Source organism: Comamonas trifloxystrobinivorans, from assembly GCF_043359985.1.
Classification (GTDB): domain Bacteria; phylum Pseudomonadota; class Gammaproteobacteria; order Burkholderiales; family Burkholderiaceae_C; genus Comamonas; species Comamonas trifloxystrobinivorans.
This window is the reverse complement of record NZ_JBHZGV010000009.1, coordinates 183,098-203,480: the sequence shown is the minus strand read 5'-3', so window position 1 is coordinate 203,480 and position 20,383 is coordinate 183,098. Positions and strand designations below refer to the sequence as shown.

Below are 20,383 nucleotides of genomic sequence, written 5' to 3'. Positions count from 1 at the left end.
ATTTTTGATATTCGACTAGCATTGAATTCGCCAACTTGATCGACATCAATTGACAAGAGCTAATGAAGTAACAATTCAATAGATATCGTCACTAATAGTTAGTTTTTCGTAAATGCATCCACCCCAGACGCAAAAAAACGGGCCGAAGCCCGTTTTCCAAGTCCATGGCAGCCTCGCTGCCGCGCCCCCTTGCGCCTTACTCCACCAAAGCATCCAGCCCGCTGTACACCCACCAAGCCAAGGTGAGCATCATCACGCCGGTCAAGCCATCCAAAATGCGCCAGGCCATAGGGTTGGCAAACAGCTTTTGCATACGCTTGCCGGCGCTGGCCAGGGTGACAAACCAAGCCAGGCTAGCGCAGGCGGCGCCCAGCACAAAAATCCACTTCAGCATGCCGTCCTGGCGCGCGCCGATGGAGCCCACCAGCACCACCGTGTCCAAATACACATGCGGGTTGAACAAGGTGATAACAACCAAGGCACCCAGCACGCTCCACAGGCTGCGCCGTGCGGCTGCAGATTTGGCAGTGCCACCCTCGCCCGTAGCCAGCGCAGCATCAGGCGCAGTCAGCATGCGCCACAGCGCCATCAAGCCATAGGCCAGCAAAAAGATCGCGCCGCCCAAAGTCAGGTAGTACGCCAGTGTGGGCGAATTGCCCAGCACTTGCGCCATGCCGGCCACGCCAATGGCAACCAGCATGGCGTCGCTGAAAACACACCAGGCCACGCAGGCGCGCACATGCTGGCCGTTCACGGCCTGGCGCAGCACATACAGGTTTTGCGCGCCGATAGATACGATGAGTGACAGGCAGACGGTAAAGCCGGCCAGCCAGGTTGAAGTCATATTGCTAGTCCACATGGAGGTGGATTGTGCGTTGCGGCATAAATTAAGTAAAATTAATTTATCTACATCATATTAAGCAATACTAAATGCTGGACTACCTGGGACTCGCGGCTTTGGCCGCCGTGGTGCGCGAAGGCAGTTTTGAGCGCGCTGCCAAAAAGCTGCATGTCACGCCGTCAGCCGTGTCGCAGCGTGTCAAACAGCTCGAAGAGCGCAGCGGCCAGGTGCTGGTGCAGCGCGGCAACCCTTGCACCGGCACCGAAGCGGGTCGGCGCCTGTGCCTGCACCTGGAGCAGGTGGCTTTGCTGGAGAACGAGCTGCGGCGCAGCAACCCCGATCTGCTACCCGAGGCGCCGGTGGCGCCCACCATCAAGCTGGCGGTGAATGCCGATTCGCTGTCCACCTGGTTCATGGATGCGATGGCGGCTTTCACCGCAGGCGGCAACGAGCTGCTGGATTTGCGCATTGACGACCAGGACCACACCGCCCAGGCCTTGCGCGAAGGCGCGGTGATTGGCGCAGTCACCGCCACCAGCACCAATATCCCCGGCTGCAACAGCTGGCCCTTGGGCACCATGCGCTATGTGGCGGCGGCCAGCCCGGGTTTTGTGGCGCGCTATTTGGCCAATGGCGTCAGCGCAGCCGCCTTGGCAAAAGCGCCGATCATGACTTTCGATCGCAAGGACCGCTTACAAGACCAGTGGATGCAGGCCAACGGCCTCGCCTCGCGGCAAAGCGGGCCACGGCATTTTCTGCCGTCCAACTACGGCTATGTGCGCGCTTGCGAGATCGGCATGGGCTGGGGCATGCACCCTACCGTGCTGATTGCCGAGCAATTGCAAAGCGGCCGCCTCGTACCCTTGATCGCCAACACGCCGTTGGATGTGCCGCTGTACTGGGCGCTGCCGCGCAGCGCGCAAAGCAGCCTGGAACGCCTGACCCGGTGCGTGATGAACGCCGCCCGCGACTGGCTCAGCCCCGAAGCCTGAAGCGCCAACCATCCAGCAACCCAACGGTGCTGCCTTGCAACAAATCACTGGTTGCCCCACCGCGCAGCACCTATGATTGCCCGCAACCATGTTGATGAAACGACCGACACAACTTTCTGCTGCTGCACGCCACCTGCAACGGGGCGGCATTCTCCCGCTGGCCCTGGTGCTGGCAGCGCTGCTGGGCTTGGGCGCTGGTGCGGGCCTGATGGTGCAACCCGGCGTAGAGGCACAGCCCGCGCCGCTGGTCTTGCTGGAAGCGCCTCAACTGCGCGCATCGCCCGAGCGCCTGCAAGCCCATGTGCGCGCACTGAGCGAAGACATTCCGGGCCGCAGTTTCGACCAGCCCGCGCAGCTGCAAAAAGCGGCCGACTATATTTATGAGCAGTTCCAAGCGCTGGGCGTGCAACCCCAACGCCAGCCCGTTTTGTTTGACGGCAAACCGCTGTTCCAGAACATCGTGCTGCGCATCGGCCCCACGGCTGGCCAGCCCGGCGGCGATGCCCCGCTGCTGGTGATTGGTGCGCACTTCGACACCATCCGCACCAATGGCGTCAGCCCAGGCGGCAAGCCCGATGCCAACAGCCACACGCCCGGCGCCGACGACAACGCCAGCGGCGTGGCCGGCCTGCTGGAGCTGGCGCGTTTGCTGACGGAGCTGCCGCCCAAGCAACCGATTGAGCTGGTGGCCTATACGCTAGAAGAGCCGCCGCAGTTCCGCACGCCGCTGATGGGCAGCTTTGTCCATGCCTCGCAATTGGCGCAGCAAGGCGTGCCACTGCGGTTGATGCTCTCGCTGGAGATGATTGGGTATTTTGACGACAAGCCCGGCAGCCAGCACTACCCGGTGCCCGGCATGACGGCCGTCTACCCGGACACGGGCAACTTTCTGGCTCTGATCGGCCAGATGCGCCACTTTGGCAGCATGCGCGACACCAAGGCGCAAATGCTGGGCGCGGCCGATCTGAACCCGGTGGGCCGGCCGGCACTGCCGATTTACACCTTCAACGCGCCCACGGCTTTGCGCGGCATTGACTACTCCGACCACCAGAACTACTGGTGGTTTGGCTTCCCGGCCATCATGGTGACGGACACCTCCTTCATGCGCAACCCGCACTACCACCGCAGCACCGACACCTGGGACAAGCTCGATTACCAGCGCATGGCGCAGGTGGTGAACGCCGTGCTCACCGTAGCCCATGCAGCACCCGCCAGCGCTGCCAGCGGGGTAGTGGCCGAGCACCACAACAAACCAGAGTGACTGGCACACAGTCCCAATACCTTTTCAATCCAAGCGCCCACAGCGAGCGGCGCAACCTCCGGAGCCTTGCATGATTGAGGTACAGAACCTGATCGTTGACTACCCCGGCCACCGCGCCCTGCACGGTATCAGCCTGCACATTGAGGCAGGCACCGTCACCGCCCTGGTAGGGCCCAATGGGGCGGGAAAATCCACACTGCTGCGCTGCATGACGGGGCTGGAATCACCGCTGACCGGCAGCGTGCATGTGGCTGGCGTGGATGTGCAGGAAGATCCGCGCCGCGCCCACCAGCATATGGGCTATCTGTCTGATTTTTTTGGTCTGTACGAAACCCTCACCGTGGCCCAATGCCTGCAATACGCGGCCGAAAGCCAAGGCCTGAGCCGCCAGGCCGCCAGCCAGCGCGTGCACGCCGTGGCCGAGCAGCTGGCGCTCAGCAACAAACTGGGCAACGCCACCCGCAACCTCTCGCGCGGCCAGCGCCAGCGCGTGGCCATTGGCCAGGCCATCATCCACCAACCGCAGGTGTTGTTGCTGGACGAGCCTGCCAGCGGGCTCGACCCCGAGGCGCGCAGCAGCCTCTCCGCCCTTTTCCGCCAGCTGCACGCGCAAGGCATGACCTTGGTCGTCTCCAGCCACATTCTGAGCGAGCTGGATGAGTACTGCACCCACATTCTCTCGATCCGCGAAGGCCGCATCAGCAGCCATGAAGCCCTGAACGCCGCACCCCACGCCACGGGCACCGGCGCACAAGCGGGCGAGTTGGTGATGCAGATCGAGCTGGCGGCGCCGCTGGCCGATGCTGCTACAGCCCTGGCGGGCTACCGCCTGGTGGACATGCGCGCCCACGGCAGCGCCAGCCATGCGCTGTGGGTAGCGCTGCCGGCCAACAACGCGGCAGCACGCGTGCAACTGCTGCAGCAACTGGTAGCCCACGGCGCACCCGTGTTGAGCTACCAGGAGGCGCGTACCAGCTTGCAAGAACGCTACCAACAAAGCTTGCAAGCCGTGCCGCAGGCGCCGGCAATGCCCGTCGATATTTTTGCCAAGGAGCAGGCATGAACCCCGAATTCCGCCGCCAGCTCACGCTGGAGCTGACCCCTTCGCGTCTGGTGCTGATGCCCTCCATTCTGGTGCTGCTGGGCGCCTGCGCCTATCTGCTGGAAACCCATGTGCCGCTGAAAAACCTGCACGATGGCGCGCTGCTCATCATGGGTTTGCTGGGCGCTGGCGTAGGCGCGTTTACGGCGCTGGGCAGCATCAACGACGAAATCAACGAACGCACCTGGGACCAGCAACGCATGAGTGCGCTCGGCCCCTGGCCCATGGCCTGGGGCAAGCTGCTCGGCGGCCCCAGCTATGCCTGGTACGGCGTGCTGCTGTGCGCCGTGGTGGCGCTGGTCAGCAGCTTTTTGCTCGGGCATGCCGGCCGCAGCAGCAAGCTGGTGGTGCTGGGTTTGCTGGGCATTGCCACCCTGCACTGCGGCCTGATGGCCAGCCGCCTGTTCGGCATGAATCCCAGCAAACCCAGCAGCACGCGCAGCACTTGGGGTCTGGTGATTCTGTTGCTGTTTTTGGTGCAGATGCTGAGCGGCGTCTTCTTTGGCTTGGAAGGCATGTTCCAGCCCCAGCAGCAGATGCGCTGGTGGGGTTGGGGCTTGCCGCCCACGCCGCTGATGCTGGTGTTTGCCGTGCTTTTTTTGCTGCTGGGTCTGCTGGCGCTGTGGCGCGCCATGGCCATGCAGTTGTCGGTGCCCACCACGCCCTGGGCCTGGGTTTTGGGCAATGCAGCCCTGTGCATTTTGCTGGCCGGGCTGCTGCCAGACGCCACCGCCCGCGTGCTGGCGATTCTGTTTTTGTTGATGCTGGCCACTTGCTACGCCGCCGTCATCGAAAACCAGGTAGCCCAACGCTGGCGCACCGTGCTTTACAGCGTGCGCCACGGCCAGTGGCGGCGCTTCTGGCAAAACCTGCCGCTGTGGCCCATCAGCTGGTGCATGGCTTTTGTGGTGTTGCTGCCCGCCTACATTCTGTGGAACGCCGACCCGCTGGCCGCGCGCGACCAGCTCGGCCCCTTCATGCTGATGGTGCTGCTGCACGTGCTGCGCGACTGCGGCGTCTACCTGTTCTTCGCACTGCGCAACAACGCCCGCTCACCGCTGGGCATGACCGTGCTCGTGCTGTTTGTGCTGGGCGCCATCCTGCCCGCCATGTTCTGGTCAGCCGGCCTGGCCCCGCTGTTTGAGCCGCTGTTCGGCATCTTCAGCGGCAAGCTGTATGCCAGCATGCGCAACGTACCTGCCCTGGGCTGGCTCGCCTGGGTCGGCATGCTGCTGCAACTGGCGGCGCTGGCTGCTGCGCTGGTATGGCGCTTTCGGCAACTCATGCCCAGCAACGATTCGCGCAGCTGGCCTTGAGGCCGGGCTGCCGGGCGGGAAAACGCGGTAGCGGCAAAGTGCCAACCCCGCCCCATATCGGCTACCATAGCGGCCATTGAGACATATCTCGGCACACATGCCGATCTGGTCGGGAGAGACTGCTGGTGCTTGCCACCTGCGGCGCCGAAGGAGCAACTGCCCCGGAAACTCTCAGGCAAAAGGACCGGCCAGGTCACCACACTCTGAAGAGTCAGCGGGTTCGTCATCTGCTGCACCGAAGGAGCAAGCGCCAGCCATCGCGGCCAGCGTGAATCTCTCAGGTTCCGAACAGAGGGGGCGGGCGGTATCGACCGCGCTCGCCGCTCTCCACCTCTGACGTTCGGAGCCTGACAGATATGAAATCCATAGCCATCATTGGCGGCGGTATCACCGGTGTGACCTCCGCCTACGCCCTTGCCCGCCGCGGCTTTGCCGTGACCTTGTTCGAGAAACACCGCTACCCGGCGATGGAAACCTCGTTCGCCAACGGCGGCCAACTCTCCGCCTCCAACGCCGAAGTCTGGACGCACAGCTCCACCATCTTCAAAGGCCTCAAGTGGATGCTCAAGGCCGATGCGCCGCTGCTCGTGAACCCCAAACCGGGCTGGCACAAACTCTCTTGGTTTTCCGAGTTCATCGCCAACATGGCGCATTACCGCGACAACACCGTCAGCACTGCGCGCATGGCAGTCGCCGCACGCGAACACATGTTTGCCTGGGCAAAAGCCGAGAACATCGATTTCAATCTGGAGCAGCGCGGCATCTTGCACATCTACCGCAACAAGCAAGGCTTTGAGCACGCGGCCGAAGTGAGCAAGCTGCTGGCCGCTGGCGGCCTGGAGCGCCGGGCGGTCACGCCGGCAGAAATGAAGCAGATCGAGCCCACCTTGGCGGGCGATTACTACGGCGGCTTTTTCACCGAGAGCGATTCCACCGGCGACATCCACAAGTTCACCGTCGGCCTGGCAGCTGCCGCCGAGCGCCTGGGCATGCGCTGCATGCTGGGCTGCGATGTGCAGCGCGTGCGCAGCGACGGCCAGCGCGCAACGCTGGAAGTGGTAAACGCCGAGGGCAGCGAAACGCTGAGCTTTGACGCCGTACTGGTGTGCGCCGGCGTAGCCAGCCGCGGCGTTGCTGCGCAACTGGGCGATCGCGTCAACATTTACCCAGTCAAGGGCTATTCCATCACCGTCAACCTGCTCGACGAGGCTAGCCAACAAGCCGCGCCCATGGTGAGTTTGCTCGACGACGAAACCAAGCTGGTCACCAGCCGCCTGGGCACCGACCGCTTCCGCGTGGCGGGCACGGCCGAGTTCAATGGCAGCAACAAAGACATCCGCGCCGACCGCATTCAGCCGCTGGTGAACTGGGTGAACCAGTGCTTCCCTGGCGTCAACACGCGCCAGGTGGTGCCCTGGGCCGGCCTGCGCCCGATGATGCCCGACATGATGCCGCGCGTAGGCCGTGGCGAGCTGCCCAACGTGTTCTACAACACCGGCCACGGTCACTTGGGCTGGACCTTGTCCGCCGGCACCGCCGATATGGTGGCCGCCTTGATGCAGGCCGCTTTGCAACCAAAGAAGGCGCTGTCAGCAGAAGCTGTTCTGGCCTGAAGCCTTACTCCTGAAGCCTTGCCGTCGCCGTGCTGCAGAAAAGCGCACGGCCTTACTGCTTGGGTGCCGGGCTTCAGTGGAACAACCAGGCGCCAATCCAAGGCGCGGCAATCACGTTCAGCGTGCCGGCAATCATCATCACCAGCGAGGCGGCCACGCCTTGCTGCGGGCCGGCCATATTGGCTTTGGCCACGCCCGATCCGTGGGCCGAGCCACCCAGCATGGCACCCAAGGCAACGCGGCTGTGCAAGCGTGGCAGCAGGCGCAAAACCGTGCCGCCCACGATCATGCCGGTCACGCCGGTCAGCAGCACAAACAGCACGGCCAGATCCATCGAGCCGCCCAAGGCGCGCTCAGCCTCCACAGCCAAAGGCGTAGTGATGGAGCGCACGGCCAGGCCTTTTTGCAGCGCTGGCGACAAGCCCAGCCAACGGGCAAACCAGACCGAGGTCATGATCGACACCGCACTGGCCACAAACACGCCGGTAAAAATGGAGAGCCAGTGTTTGCGCACCATCTCGCGGTACTCGAACAAGGGCAGCGCAAAAGCCACGGTGGTAGGGCCCAGCAACCACACCAGCCAATGCGTATGGGTGCTGTAGTCGTCGTAACCGATGCCCAGCAACAGCATTACTGCAATCAGCACCAGCGGCGTGCTGATGATGGGCATCAGCAATGTGTGCGGATGGCTTTTGTAAACGCGCTTGTTGGCGTAATAGCAAGCCAGGGTCAGCACCATCGACAGCAGTGCCGCGCTGGTATGGCCCAGCGGCAAGAGAGAAAAACCGCTCATCACAGCACCTCCTTGGCGTTGTTCAGAGCACGTTGTTCCGTGCGTTTGCGCTGCGCCAAGCGCAGCTCCAGGCGATAAACCGCATCCACCACCACGGCGGTAGCAGCCATCACGCAAACGGTGCTGAGCACAATCACCAGCAAAATGCGCAAGCCCTGGTTGCGCACCAGGTCGCCATAGTTCACCACCACCAGCAAGCCGGGGATGAAGAACAGCAACATGTCGGACAGCAGCCAGCGCGTGCCGCTGGCGAACCAGCGCGTCTTGATGATGCGGCTGAACAGGCCCACGGCCAGCACGGCAAAGCCGATCAGGCCGGCAGGCATCTTCCAGCCCATGTGGCTGCGCAAAGCTTCGGCAGCCAGCCAGATGGCGCAGAGCAACAGCACTTGCAAAGCTGTGGCGGTAATGCGCTGCAGGCTTTCGCCAGCGGGGCTGGTTTCGGATTTTTCAGCAGGGGCAACAGCTGCAGCGGGTGCATGGGCCGCTGCGCGAGATTCGGTTTTCATCGTTATAGGGCTTGCTCTGCCTTCTTAGGGCACAAGCCGGGGCGCAGTGCCAGGCCGACCGGCCGGGCTTGCTGCACCGCACAAAACCGAATTGTAGAAAGCCATGAATCATTCGTAAAATGACTTATTTTTATAAATTCAATTCCAAATAGGAATTCACCATGGACATTCGCGCCCTGCGCTACTTTGTCGAAGTGGTGCGCAGCAACAGCTTTACCCGTGCGGCCGAAAAGCTCTACGTCACGCAGCCCACCATCAGCAAGATGGTCAAAAGCCTGGAAGACGAGCTCGGCGGCCCGCTGCTGTTGCGCGAAGGCCGCAGCGTGCGCCTGACCGACGCCGGCCGCGTGGTCTTTGAGCGCGGCCAGCAACTGCTGCAAGACGCCGAGCGCCTGCGCCTGGAGGTGGCCGAGGTCGACGGCATCGCCCGTGGCGATCTGGCCGTGGGCATCTCACCCACCACCGGCCACTACATGGCGCCCATCATTGCGCAATACCGCCAGCGCTATCCGGGCGTGCATCTGCATCTGCGCGAGCTGGGCGCCCGCGCTCTGGAGCAAGCCGTGGCCGATGGCGAGATTGATCTGGCCATGGGCCTGCTCAGCGCTGGCAGCAACACCTGCCACCCGCTCACCAGCCTGTGCATCAAAACCCATACCACGCTGGCCGTCTTCCCCAAAGCGCGTGCGCCGCAGGGCGTGAGCAGCGTGCGCTGGCGCGATCTGGCCGCCCTGCCCTTTGTGCTGTATGAGAGCGATTTTGCGCTCTACGAAGGCGTGCGCGCCTGCTGCGAGCAAGCCGGTTTCGAGCCGCAGATTGCGCTGCAAAGCCGTTATTGGGACTTTATTGGCGACCTGGTGGCCGCCGACGTGGGCATTGCCATCATGTTTGAGCATGTGGCCGCCCGCTACGACCCGGCCCTGGTCACCTGTCTGCCGGTGGTGCAGCCCAGCCTGAGCCACGATTTTGGCCTGAGCTGGCGCGCCGATCTGCTCTCGCGCGCCGGGCGCGCCTGGGTCGATCTGTGCACCGCCCAATACCCAGAAACCGCGCCTGCGCCCAAACCCAAAAAGCCACGGGCCTAGCAGCGCTGCCGAACACCTGGGCTGGCTTCAACCAGCGCGCACAGCGGCTGTGAGCGGGCTGGTTTTAGGCGCAGTGCCAGCAGATGGCGCCGGCTCACCAGCAACCGCTGCAGGCATCGGAGCTGGCTGGCGCAGCGGGTGGAAGTTGAGCAGCTGCGTCGCCATCATCGTCTCCACCATAAAGCAGCACAGCGCCGCCACAAAGCTGACCACGCCCAGGCCAAAACTGCTCATGGCCGCCAGCGACCAGCTGCTGGCATCGATCTCGGCCTTGGCCGTCTGGCCGATGAAAAGCAGGATGATGGTCAGCGCAATCAGCGCGCCGCAGCCTGTCAGCAGCCCGATACAGACATTGGCCAGCCGCCCGCGCCGGCGCAAAAAGCCCAGCTCCAGCATCGAGCGCTGAATGTACTCCGGGTCTTTCGAGGCGCTCATGCGGTCTTCCAGCACGCGGCCGCGGTCGATGATGCGCGCCAGCCGCCCGGCCACCGCGCCAATCATGCCGGCCACGCCGGTCAAAAAGAAAACGGGAGCCACAGCCAGTTGGATGCTGTGGGTGATGTTGCTGACGTCGATGGCCATGGTGTGCTTGCTTTCCTGTTGCAGCGCTGCATTTCCGGTATAGCCGCTGCTGATGACAGGAGCATTGCAAGTTCCAGGCCAGGACAAAATGCACCAAATCGGTGCAACAGAACAATCCAATGAAATGGCTGCAGCGCGACGCCTGCGCCGGGCGCTGATCCAAAATGCGGGCCGCTGGCTGGATCGGCGCATGCATGGGGTATCGCAGCAGATTTACAACGACTGACTGGCAGATCGAGGGCAAGCTCGTTAAGATCCAACGCTCACACCCTTCTTGAAGCTGCTGCTCGAAGGTACCTGGCTTCCCGCTTTGAGCGGAAGGCCGCATTTGCGTACCTCCAGCATTTCAGCATCATGTCCACTGTTTCCGGGAAACTTTCCCGACTGCAAAAAGCCCTCGCCCGCGAAGGCATCCAGGTTTCATACCAAGACCATATCTACCAAATCCATAACGAGCAGGCCGCTGCCAGCATTTTGCTGCCCGACAGCCTGCCGCTGGAGCACAAGGCTGTGCGCCAGTTATTGGACTTTGCCTCGGTCGCTGACCCCGGCGGCCACGGCATGGTCTGCAAGGCCTGCGCCACGCCCGACTTTCACCCCGGCTCGATTGCGCCGGTGGGTTCGGTGGTGGCGACATCGCCAGATTTTGTGATTCCCGCCGCCATTGGCACTGACATCAACTGCGGCATACGCTTGATGACCACGGGCCTGAACCAAGCGCAGGCGGAACTGCACAAAAACACCATCGTCGCTCGCCTCACCCAGGCCATCCTCAAAAATGGCCGCGACGTACCAGTGCGCACCGCCGGTTTCAAAGCGCTGTTTGACGAAGGGCCTTCGGCCTTTATCGACGAGCTGCCTGATCTGGGCCTGTGGCAGGGCGTGGACCGCGATCGTCTGCAAGACGAACTGGCCGCCTGCGTAGGGCTGCAAGGCTTTGCGGGACAGAGCCGCTATGCGCCTGAGGCATTGTTGCAGGCACGCGAAATGGTGCGTCCGCCCTCCGCTGCCGATCTGGGCAGTGGCAACCACTTTCTGGAGTTCTGTGCGGTCGACGAAGTCTACGACCGCCATGCAGCCTATGCGGCGGGGCTCAAGAAAGGCGATGTCACCGTGATGATCCACACCGGCTCGCGCGACGTTGGCTTTTACGTAGGCCGTCGCTGGATGGACCTGGCCAAGCAGCAATGGCCACAAGGACTCAAGCACCCGCAGCATGGCCTGTATGGCTTGAGCGGCGCGCTGGCGCAGGACTATCTGCAGGCCATGGGCGTGGCCGCACGTTACGCCTGGTTCAACCGCATGGCGCTGGCCGAGCTGGTGCGCCAGCAGCTCGCTGGCCTGGCACCGCCCGATGCATCGCAACTGGTTGTGGACGTGCCCCATAACGTGGTGATGAGCGAAGGCGAGTTCCACGTGCACCGCAAAGGCTCGACGCCTGCACATGATGGCCAGTGGGCGCTGATTCCCGGCTCCATGGGCGATTACTCGTTTCTGGTCCAAGGGCTGGGGAACGAAGACTGGTTGCAATCGTGCAGCCACGGCGCAGGCCGCCAAGTACGCCGGCAGGACACGCGGCGCATGAAGCAGCCGCTGGTGGAGTCCGTCTGGGAGTGCATCACGCTGCGCGAAGAGCGCCTGATCGAAGAAGCCCCCAGCGCCTACAAGCCAGTGGGGCCGGTACTGCGAGCACAGGAGCAAGCGGGCTTGATTCGTGCCAGCGTGCGGCTCAAACCCTGGCTCACCTTCAAGGCCTGAAGCTGATCGGGTGCCTGGTCCGGCAACGCGGCGGGAGCACCACCTGCAGAGGGCTTCGCAGCCCTCTAGCGCAGCACAAACGGATTGGCCTGTTCCAAGCCGTAGTCGATCCAGATGGCCTTGGTTTCCAGGTATTCGTGGATGGCTTGCTGGCCACTTTCGCGGCCCATGCCCGAGGCTTTGAAGCCGCCAAACGGCGACAGGTAGCTGACGGTGCGGTAGCAGTTGGTCCAGATCATGCCGGCGCGCAAGTGCTTGGCGGCGGCAAACATGCGGCGCTGGTCTTGCGTCCATACGCCAGCGGCCAGCCCGTAAGGCGTGTCGTTGGCCAGCTGCCAGGCTTCTTCGTCGCGCTGGAATTTCATGACCGAGAGTACCGGGCCGAAGACCTCGGTCTGGGCAATGCCCATGTCGGCACGCACGTTGGTGAATACGGTGGGTTCGATGAAGCGGCTTTGCTCAAAGCCGGCAGCCTGTTTGCCGCCCATGACGCAGGTTGCGCCGTCCTTGTGCGCCATGGCAATGCAGTCGAGAATGCGGCGAAACTGCGGCGCCGTGGTGACCGGCCCCACCTGCGTGGCCGGGTCCAGCGGGTCGCCAAGCCGCGCTGTGGAGGCCAGTGCCACGAACTTTTCGACAAACTCGTCGTGCACACTCTCGTGCACGATGACCCGCGAGCCGGCAATGCAGGTTTGGCCCGAAGCGGCAAAGATGCCCGAGACAACGCCGCGCACCGCATTGTCCAGCTTGGCATCGTCAAACACCACTTGCGCCGATTTGCCGCCCAGCTCCAGCGTCAGGCGCTTGAAGGTGTCGGCCGCCGTTTTGGCAATGGTGCGGCCCGATGCTTCGCCGCCGGTGAAGGCGATTTTGTCCACGCCCGGGTGCGAGGTCAGCGCTGCGCCCACTTCCGCACCAAAGCCGGTCACCACGTTCACCACGCCCGGCGGTATGCCCGCCTCTTGCACGAGCTTCATCAATTCCAGCGTCGATGCCGAGGTGAATTCGGACGGTTTGATGACCATGGTGCAACCGGCGGCCAAGGCCGGCGCCATCTTCCAAGCCAGCAAGAGCAAGGGCGAGTTCCAGGGCGTGATGGCGGCCACCACGCCCACCGGTTCGTGCCGCGTGTAGGTGAACATGTCGGGCTTGTCGATGGGCAGGACCGCGCCTTCTATCTTGTCGGCCAGGCCGCCAAAGTAATGGAACCACTGCGGTATATAGCCGCACTGGCCGCGCATTTCGGCCCAGAGCTTGCCGTTGTCGCGCACCTCGGCCAGGGCCAGGAGGTCGGCGTCGCGGGCAATCAGCTCGCCCAGGCGTCGCAGGCATTGGCCGCGCTGCGTGGGGTGCATGCTGCCCCAGGGGCCGCTGTCCAAAGCCGCCCGCGCTGCCGCAACGGCGGCATCCACATCGTCTGCAGAGCAACGGGGAATGCGCGCCCAGGTAGCGCCGGTGAAGGGGTCGTCGCTCTCGAACACGGCGCCCGAGGCCGCATCGCGCCACTCGCCGTTGATAAAGACCTGGTAGTTGTGAATCTGCGTGTCGCGCACTGGCATGGCTGCTCTCCTTGGCTGCGCCTGCACCGTCAGTGCACGGCGGCGTACATGATCTTTTCTTCGGAGGCTTCTTCGATGTCGAACTCTTCCACCACGCGCCCTTGCCGGGCCACCAGCACGCGGTCGGCCAGGTTCATGATTTCGGGCAGGTAAGACGAGATCACCACCACCGCGATGCCGCTGTTCGCCAGCTCGTTGATGACGGCGTGAATCTCGGCAATCGCGCCTACATCCACCCCGCGCGTGGGCTCGTCCAGAATCACCAGCTTGGGCTTTTGCACCAGGGCTTTGGCCACCACCACTTTTTGCTGGTTGCCGCCCGAGAGCTCGATCACCTTGGCATTGCCGTCGATGGCGCGGATGTTCAGGCGCTGCGTCCAGAAAGCCGACAGCTCCATCATCTCGGCATGCGAGACGATGGGCGCGCGGTTCAGATCGGCGCCCAACAAGCCGGTGTAGATATTCTCGGCGATGGATTTGGTTTCAAAAAAGCCTTCGAGCTTGCGGTCTTCGGTGACGTAGACAATGCCGTCCTGCACCGCCGGCCGGGGCGTGCGGTAGCGCACCGAGCGCTCGCCCAGCCGCACTTCGCCGCCATGCAGAAAATCGCGCTTCACCACGCCGGCAATGATTTTGGCGGTTTCGGTGCGGCCCGAGCCAATGAGCCCGAAGATGCCGGTGATCTGGCCGCCGTAGACCGAGAACGAGGTGTTGCGCACCATGCGGCCCATCGACAGGTTTTCCACGCTGAGCACCTTGGCGCCGTAGGCGCGGGCGCTGCGGCCTTTCTTCTGGTACAGGTCTTCGGTCAGCGTGCGGCCCACCATGTGCGAGATGATGCTGTCGCGCGTGAAAGCGCGGGCCTGGTCGGTGATGACATGCTGGCCGTCGCGCAGGATGGTGATCCGGTCGGAGATGGCGAGCGCTTCTTCCAGCGCGTGGCTGATGAAGATGATCGACACGCCGTCGGCCTTGAGCCGCTCCACCAGGCCGAAGAAATGGTGTTTCTCTTCGGGCGTCAAGGTGGCGGTAGGCTCGTCAAAAATAATGACGCGGGCCTTGTGGTGTACAGCGCGGGCAATTTCCACCATCTGTTTTTGCGCCGCGCCGAGTTGGCTGACGTATTTGGTGGGATCGACATTGAAGTTGAGCGATTGCAAAAACTGCTGCGCCGAGATGTAAATGCCACGCAGCCGGTTGAAAAAGCGCTCGTTGCCCAGGTAAATGTTCTGCGCCACCGTGAGCGAAGGCACCAGCGATGTCTCCTGAAAAACCATGGCAATGCCGTGGCGCAGCGCATCCACCGGGTTGGCGAGGCTGAGCTTGTCGCCATTGAAGAACACCTCGCCCTGCGTGGGGCTGTGCACGCCGGCGATGATCTTGGTCAGCGTCGATTTTCCGGCCCCGTTTTCGCCCAGCAAGGCATGCACTTCGCCGGGCAGCAGCTCAAAGCTGACATCGCGCAGCGCGGGCACGCCGTGGAAAGCCTTGGTGACTTTGCGCAACTCGACAATCGGGCTCATCGGCCACCTCCTTCGCTGCTGCGCAGGCGCAGTACTTCGTGGCCACCGGCGCTGGCCGCCCACAGCTGCTGGCCGTGCTCCAGCACAGATGTGATGCCGTGCCGCTTGCCACCAGCGCGGCTGTGCAAGCTTTGCAGCGGTATGAAATCGGGCGACAAATGCAGCACCAGGCCATAAGACAGGCTGGGCGCCCAGGGCTTGAGAATGCCCATCTGCTTGAGCGCCCCGCCCTGCATGGGCTCCAGGAAAGACTGGCCGGAGCGCAGCGCGGGCGCAATCCAGTAACGCGGATCAACCTCGGCCATCATGGCGTGGCGGTATTCGGGCTCACGCAGCACCAGCTCCAGCAAGGGATTGCAGGGCGCAAACACCGCCAACCAATAACCGCCGCCAGCGGCAGCGGACAAGCCGGCCGGGTAGCCGGGCAGGTTGTCGATGACGGTGCTGCGCTTGCCGTTGCGGTCAATGCAAACCAGCCGCCGCTGCCAGCTTTCGCTCACAACCACGCCTTGTGCCGTGGGCAGCAGCCCGAAAGGGAAAGCCAGGCGCTCGGCCAAGGTGCTGAGTTGCTGCGTGCCCAGGTCATAGCGCAGGAGCTGGCCGCTGCGGCGCATTTCCAGAAAATCTCGCGACCAGGCGCTGAACGGGTTCTGCGTGGAGCCGATGGCAATCCAGAGCGTTGCCTCGCCTTCAAAAGCCAAGGCTGTGACACAAGCCAACTGCGCCAAGGCGGGAACACTCGCACCATCAAGCGTAATGCCGTGCCCTTCGGCCGCCAGCGCAACAGCGCCAGCGGGCGACACAGCCAGCGCGGTAATGCGGCCTGCGGCGGTGGCTACAACACCAGCCTCCGACCGCAGTTGCTGGCCTTCGGCCCAAAGCACCTGGCCGTCTTTGACAGCCAGCGCCAGCGGCTCCTGCGCGGCAATACCGGCAGCCGCTTCTTCCAGCCGGTTGTTGGGCTTGAGTGCGCCGTCCATCGGCGGCACGGTCAGCGCAGCGCTGCCGCGGCCCAGCAAGCGGTCGGTGAAGGTTTTGAGTGCGGCCATCATGCCTGCTTCCCCCAGTAATCGGACCAGGCCGTCCAGTGGGGATCGGCGTTGGGCAGCCGGATGCGGCCGATGCGGTTGTTGGTGATGCCGCCCAGGTAGAGCCAGCCCTTGTGCTCGCGCATCGAGGTGATCATCGGGTGGTTTTTAGCGCCTTGGTCCCAGAGCGATTCGAGCACCTCGCCCTGGTCGTTGAAGCGAATCACACAGCCGATATTGAGGTTGGGGTAGAGCCACTGGTCAAACGCGATGCGGCGCGACATGCGCTTGCGGAAACCCGGCATGCGCAGCGCCACATCGAGCGCGGGCGAGCGCATGCCCATGATGGCGCACCAGTAACTGCCGTCAGAAGCGCGGTTGATGTTGTCCGGGTAGCCGGGCAAGCGGTCCACCACCACCTCGACCTGGCCGGCCTTGGGGCCGCTGATCCAGAGCCGGCTGATGCGGCAGGCCCAGCTTTCGGCAAACAGCATCGATTGCCCGTCTTGCGCTGTGCACACGCCATTGGGGAAGACCAGTTTGCGCACTGCGGTGTTGGTTTTGCCGGTGGCCGGGTCGTGGCAGATGATGCGGCCATTGCCCCGGCTCTCCAGCGCATCCACCGGCCAATCGTGCATTTCGTAGCGCACCGTGGCTTCGGAGAAATAGACTTTTCCGTCAGGCGCAATATCGCAGTCGTCGGCCAGGCGCAGGCGGCTGTCGTCCACCACCGAGAGCTTGGAGCGGTTGGTTTCGTCCGTCATCTTGCTCACTGCGCCTTGCGGCGAAACCTTGTACAGGCCCATGCCGCCTACACACACCAGCAGGTTGTGCTCGCGGTCAAAAGTCATGCCCAGAGGCGAGCCGCCGATATGCGCGAACACCTCGTGCTCGGTGTAGTTGGGCGGCAAAAAGCGCACGATATCGCCGTGGCGCGTGCCGCAATAAAGGCGGTCTTGCTCGTCCAGAATCACGTCTTCCGGGCTTTCGACCTGGCCCAGGCCGATGATCTCGACCTCGGCCAACCGGTCGTTCAAGGCCAGTGGTCCGTCGGCCGTGCTGCGCGGCTGCGGCAGCTCCATCAGCGTGGGCGAGACATAGACTTTGTTGAGCAGCTTGTCGCGGTTCTTGAGCCAGCGCACGTCGATGAACACCGCCAGCAACAGCGTCAGGCCCAGCACCATGGGGCCGGAGCCGGAGTTCAAACCCAGGCGCAGCACGCCATTGGTCAAGGTGAAAACAATCACCGCGCCAATCAGTGCCTTGACGACCGAGCCGCGCCCGCCGCCCAGCGAGTTGCCACCAATGATGGCCGCCGTCAGCGCCATGATCTCCAGACCCATGCCCGTGTCCGAGCCCGCGCCGGAAAGCCGCGCCGCATACAGCACGCCGGCCAGCCCGCACAGCAGGCCCGAGATGGTGTAGGCGCTGCACACAATGGCCCGCACCGGCAGGCCGATGTTGTGCGCCGAGCGGCGCGAACCGCCTACCGCCATGGCGCGCCAGCCAGGCCGCGTGCGGGTGATGAGCAAATGCCCGATCAGCGCCACCACCATCAGCAGCACAAACGAGAACGGCATGCCGAGCACTTCGCCCATGCCGATCAGATCCCAGGTCGGGTCGCTGAAAAAGCTCATCGACATGGCTTGCACGTATTTGAGCAGCAGCATGTCGACAATCGCACGCACGATGATCAGCGTGACCAGCGTCGTCAAAAACGCCCGCAGCCGCAGGTAGCCGATCAGCAAGCCGTTGATCAAACCCACCGCGCCGCACACCAACACAGCGCCAATGACGGCGGCCCACAGCGGCCATTGCGCCAGGTTGAGCAGCGCCAGCGCGGTGAAGTTGCCCAGCGCAAAGTTGGAGCCCACCGACAAATCGATACCGCCCACCACGATCACCACCATCATGGCCAGGCAGATCAGCGCAAACTCGCCGAGCTCGCGCGACATGGTGGAGAAGTTACTGGCCGTGAAGAAGTTCGGCAACAAGCTGCCAAACACGGCCACCACGGCCAGCAGCACCAGGAAAGGGATGGCGTTGTCGATCCACTTTTTCGACAGAATCTCGCCGATCACATGGTCAGGAATAAAGCGGTATCTCAGCTTGCGGAGGGTGCTGGCCTGCGTCACATCTCACCTCGTTCGAATGGATTCCCGACCCGGACGCCAGCGCCCGGGCCCGTGCACAGCGCAGCCGGTGCAGGCACGCTGCACCGCTGGTACTGCTGTGGCGAAGCGCCGCCTCAGCGCAGGATCTTGGCGTACTCTTCGGGGTTGAAGCAGGTGCCGTCCTTGACGTCTTCCTTGGTCATGTAACGGTAGGGCGAATACATTTGCGTCTTGATGGCGCCGCCGCCCTTTTTATTTTGCAAGGCCACCATGATGGCGGTCCAGGCGTCGCGCCCCATGCCTACGGCGTCGTAGTTGTAGGCGGCCGAGAAGGTGCCGTCCTTGAGCTTGTCGCACATGGATTGCGCACCGCCGCCCGAGGTGATGAAGAACACCTTGTCGGTCAGCTTGGCCTGCTTGATGGCTGCGCCCGTGCCCACGCCCTGGCCGTCCCACACGTCAATCACGGCGCACATGTCCGGGTTTTGCTGCAAGGCGGTTTCGGTGATGGCGCGGGCCTTGGTGGCGTCCCAGTCCGCCGCCTGGCTGGAGACCAGCTTGATCTCGGGGTGCTGCGCAAACACCTTCTTGATGCCTTGCACCTGGTAGAAGCTCACGCCGCCCGTCAGCACGCCCTGCACCAAGGCCACCTTGTGCGAGGTGTTGGTTTTGGCACCGCATTTCTCGATCACCTTGTTGGCAATGGCTTCCCCCATGCCGATGAAATCGGGCGCCACCACCGCATCGGTCTGCACCGCGCCAGCCATGTTCATCTGTACCACCACAATGCCCTGCTGGTTGGCCTGCTTCATCAGGCGTGCCAGCGATTGCATGTCGGGGTTTTGCGTCAGGATCACATCGGGCTTGGAGGCCAGCAAGGCAGTGAAGCCCTGCACCATGGCGCCGGTGTTCCAGTTCGGGTCTTGCGAGGTGAACTTCATGCCGTACACCTGGGCCTGCTGCTTGACCACGCCGCCCCAAGCCTGGGCCAGGTCAAAGCCGATGGAGATCGGCAGATAGGCAATGGTCTTGCCTTTCAAGGCCGACAGCGCCGGGTCGCGGAACGGGTCGTTCATCACATCCTGCGCACAGGCGCTGCCCACGCCCATCGCCAACACAGTACCCGCTGCCAGCGACAGCCCCAACCGTTTGAATGCTTGCATGTCTACCTCCTGTGGTTCCCCAACGCAGTTGAAAATCAGCTTGAAAAATCTGTCAGATATCGCCTTGTTGCCCCGTTTGTTCGTCACGCGGATTCAGAATGCTGTCCGCAATAATGGCCGCCAGCAAGATCAGGCTCTTGATGACGTTTTGCACGGTGTATTGCACGTCCATGATCGTCATGCCGTTCACCAACACGCCAATCAGCAAAGTCCCCACCAGAACATTGCGCACATTGCCGCGCCCGCCAGACAGGCCCACGCCGCCCAGCACCACGACCAGAATCACGTCGTAAATCATGTTGGAGTTGACCACCCGCGTATTCATGGCGGCCACCGAAGTAGCGGTGACCACGCCGGCCAGGAACGCGATCACACCCGACATCACATATTGCAAAACCAGGATGGGGCGCACCGGAATGGCGCTGATGCGGGCGGCCGCCGCGTTGTCGCCAATGGCGTAGATGAAACGGCCCGGCTTGGTGTAGTAGAGAAAAGCCCAGGCCAGCAAGGCCACCACCAAGGCAATGATGACCGGCGCCGGTATACCCAGGAAAACGCCCTGGCCGAGCGCCTTGATCCAGCCGATGTCTTCGGGCATGTAGACCACATCGGTGCCAGCAATCAGCTTGGCGCGGCCAAAGCCGTACACCACGGTAGCCATGGCCAGGGTGGCGAACAAAGGCGGGATTTCGGCGTAGGCGATCAAGAGGCCGCTGATCAAACTCATCAGCACCGCAAAGCCCAAACCCAGCAACAGCGCCACGCCCAATGAGCTGCCCGTGTTTTTGAGCTGCAGCGCCCAGGCCACCGAGATAGCCATGATGGCCACCATCGACAGATCAATGCCGCGCCCCAGCACCACCACCAGCATGCCTACACCCAAAATACCGAGCACGGCCACGCTGCGCAGCAGCGCCAGCATATTGGGGGCCGAGAGAAATTTGGGCAGTACCAAAGCGAACACCGCAAACAGCAGCACGGTCATGAACAGGACGATGCGTTCCTGGTTCAGGTGACGGCTGAGGCCCGCTTGCGCGCCTGCAGATTTCACAGCATGCACACCTTGTCTCCTGGTTATTTCTGTTTTATGACTGTATGGACCAAGACCCTTGACCAACCGACAGACCAACACGCAGAAAAAGAC

Annotated in this window: 18 protein-coding genes and 1 riboswitch; of the genes, 8 read left to right on the top strand and 10 right to left on the bottom strand. The window is 63.0% G+C overall.

All coding sequences use genetic code 11. The annotated features are described in order from the left end of the window. Positions 1-196: 196 nt before the first annotated feature. On the bottom strand, positions 197-859 hold the full coding sequence (locus tag ACFIQF_RS12765; protein ID WP_393943332.1) for a LysE/ArgO family amino acid transporter: 663 nt from the start codon (positions 857-859) through the stop codon (positions 197-199). Between the two features lie 71 nt (positions 860-930). Between ACFIQF_RS12765 and ACFIQF_RS12760 the strand changes: the two genes are divergently transcribed. From ACFIQF_RS12760 to ACFIQF_RS12740, 5 genes are all read left to right on the top strand, one after another. Beyond that, positions 931-1,833 carry an HTH-type transcriptional regulator ArgP gene (locus ACFIQF_RS12760; protein WP_393943329.1) on the top strand — a complete coding sequence of 301 codons (903 nt, stop codon included), beginning with the start codon at positions 931-933 and terminating at the stop codon, positions 1,831-1,833. A gap of 94 nt (positions 1,834-1,927) precedes the next feature. Beyond that, complete coding sequence (locus ACFIQF_RS12755) at positions 1,928-3,094, top strand: M28 family peptidase (RefSeq protein WP_393943327.1); 1,167 nt, start codon at positions 1,928-1,930, stop codon at positions 3,092-3,094. Positions 3,095-3,164: 70 nt separating this feature from the next. Next, on the top strand, positions 3,165-4,157 hold the full coding sequence (locus tag ACFIQF_RS12750) for an ABC transporter ATP-binding protein (RefSeq protein ID WP_393943325.1): 993 nt from the start codon (positions 3,165-3,167) through the stop codon (positions 4,155-4,157). Next, positions 4,154-5,512: an ABC transporter permease gene (locus ACFIQF_RS12745; protein WP_393943324.1), complete on the top strand. Its 1,359-nt coding sequence runs from the start codon at positions 4,154-4,156 to the stop codon at positions 5,510-5,512. The genes ACFIQF_RS12750 and ACFIQF_RS12745 overlap by 4 nt, the downstream gene beginning before the upstream one ends. Positions 5,513-5,612: 100 nt before the next feature. Further along, a riboswitch (glycine riboswitch) is annotated at positions 5,613-5,709 on the top strand. Between the two features lie 159 nt (positions 5,710-5,868). Next, the gene (locus ACFIQF_RS12740; RefSeq protein WP_393943323.1) at positions 5,869-7,125 is read left to right on the top strand and encodes a D-amino acid dehydrogenase; all 1,257 of its coding nucleotides are present in this window, start codon (positions 5,869-5,871) and stop codon (positions 7,123-7,125) included. 73 nt (positions 7,126-7,198) lie between these two features. Here the strand turns inward: ACFIQF_RS12740 and ACFIQF_RS12735 are convergent, their stop codons facing one another. Continuing rightward, on the bottom strand, positions 7,199-7,918 hold the full coding sequence (locus tag ACFIQF_RS12735) for an LrgB family protein (RefSeq protein WP_393943321.1): 720 nt from the start codon (positions 7,916-7,918) through the stop codon (positions 7,199-7,201). Then, positions 7,918-8,427, bottom strand: coding sequence for a CidA/LrgA family protein (locus tag ACFIQF_RS12730; RefSeq protein WP_393943319.1), 510 nt, complete (start codon positions 8,425-8,427; stop codon positions 7,918-7,920). The genes ACFIQF_RS12735 and ACFIQF_RS12730 overlap by 1 nt, the downstream gene beginning before the upstream one ends. Positions 8,428-8,588: 161 nt before the next feature. Between ACFIQF_RS12730 and ACFIQF_RS12725 the strand changes: the two genes are divergently transcribed. Next, the gene (locus tag ACFIQF_RS12725) at positions 8,589-9,512 is read left to right on the top strand and encodes a LysR substrate-binding domain-containing protein (RefSeq protein WP_393943317.1); all 924 of its coding nucleotides are present in this window, start codon (positions 8,589-8,591) and stop codon (positions 9,510-9,512) included. Between the two features lie 27 nt (positions 9,513-9,539). Here ACFIQF_RS12725 and ACFIQF_RS12720 read toward each other — a convergent pair whose 3' ends face one another. After that, positions 9,540-10,094: a DUF2721 domain-containing protein gene (locus ACFIQF_RS12720; protein WP_393943315.1), complete on the bottom strand. Its 555-nt coding sequence runs from the start codon at positions 10,092-10,094 to the stop codon at positions 9,540-9,542. A gap of 52 nt (positions 10,095-10,146) precedes the next feature. Between ACFIQF_RS12720 and ACFIQF_RS12715 the strand changes: the two genes are divergently transcribed. Beyond that, entirely contained in the window at positions 10,147-10,320 is a 174-nt protein-coding gene (locus ACFIQF_RS12715) for a hypothetical protein (RefSeq protein ID WP_393943313.1), read from the top strand. 128 nt (positions 10,321-10,448) lie between these two features. Next, positions 10,449-11,852, top strand: a complete 1,404-nt coding sequence (locus ACFIQF_RS12710; RefSeq protein ID WP_393943311.1) for an RtcB family protein — start codon at positions 10,449-10,451, stop codon at positions 11,850-11,852. 65 nt (positions 11,853-11,917) lie between these two features. Here the strand turns inward: ACFIQF_RS12710 and ACFIQF_RS12705 are convergent, their stop codons facing one another. The 6 genes from ACFIQF_RS12705 to ACFIQF_RS12680 form a co-directional block, all read right to left on the bottom strand. Further along, on the bottom strand, positions 11,918-13,390 hold the full coding sequence (locus ACFIQF_RS12705) for an aldehyde dehydrogenase (RefSeq protein WP_393943413.1): 1,473 nt from the start codon (positions 13,388-13,390) through the stop codon (positions 11,918-11,920). Positions 13,391-13,440: 50 nt separating this feature from the next. Beyond that, positions 13,441-14,934, bottom strand: a complete 1,494-nt coding sequence (locus ACFIQF_RS12700) for a sugar ABC transporter ATP-binding protein (RefSeq protein WP_393943309.1) — start codon at positions 14,932-14,934, stop codon at positions 13,441-13,443. Beyond that, on the bottom strand, positions 14,931-15,986 hold the full coding sequence (locus ACFIQF_RS12695; protein ID WP_393943307.1) for a strictosidine synthase: 1,056 nt from the start codon (positions 15,984-15,986) through the stop codon (positions 14,931-14,933). The genes ACFIQF_RS12700 and ACFIQF_RS12695 overlap by 4 nt, the downstream gene beginning before the upstream one ends. After that, on the bottom strand, positions 15,983-18,097 hold the full coding sequence (locus tag ACFIQF_RS12690; protein ID WP_393943306.1) for an ABC transporter permease: 2,115 nt from the start codon (positions 18,095-18,097) through the stop codon (positions 15,983-15,985). Before ACFIQF_RS12690 ends, ACFIQF_RS12695 begins: the two co-directional genes overlap by 4 nt. Positions 18,098-18,210: 113 nt before the next feature. Further along, positions 18,211-19,239 carry a sugar ABC transporter substrate-binding protein gene (locus ACFIQF_RS12685; protein ID WP_393943304.1) on the bottom strand — a complete coding sequence of 343 codons (1,029 nt, stop codon included), beginning with the start codon at positions 19,237-19,239 and terminating at the stop codon, positions 18,211-18,213. A 52-nt stretch (positions 19,240-19,291) separates the two neighbouring features. Further along, positions 19,292-20,299, bottom strand: coding sequence for an ABC transporter permease (locus tag ACFIQF_RS12680; RefSeq protein WP_393943302.1), 1,008 nt, complete (start codon positions 20,297-20,299; stop codon positions 19,292-19,294). Positions 20,300-20,383 lie beyond the last annotated feature (84 nt).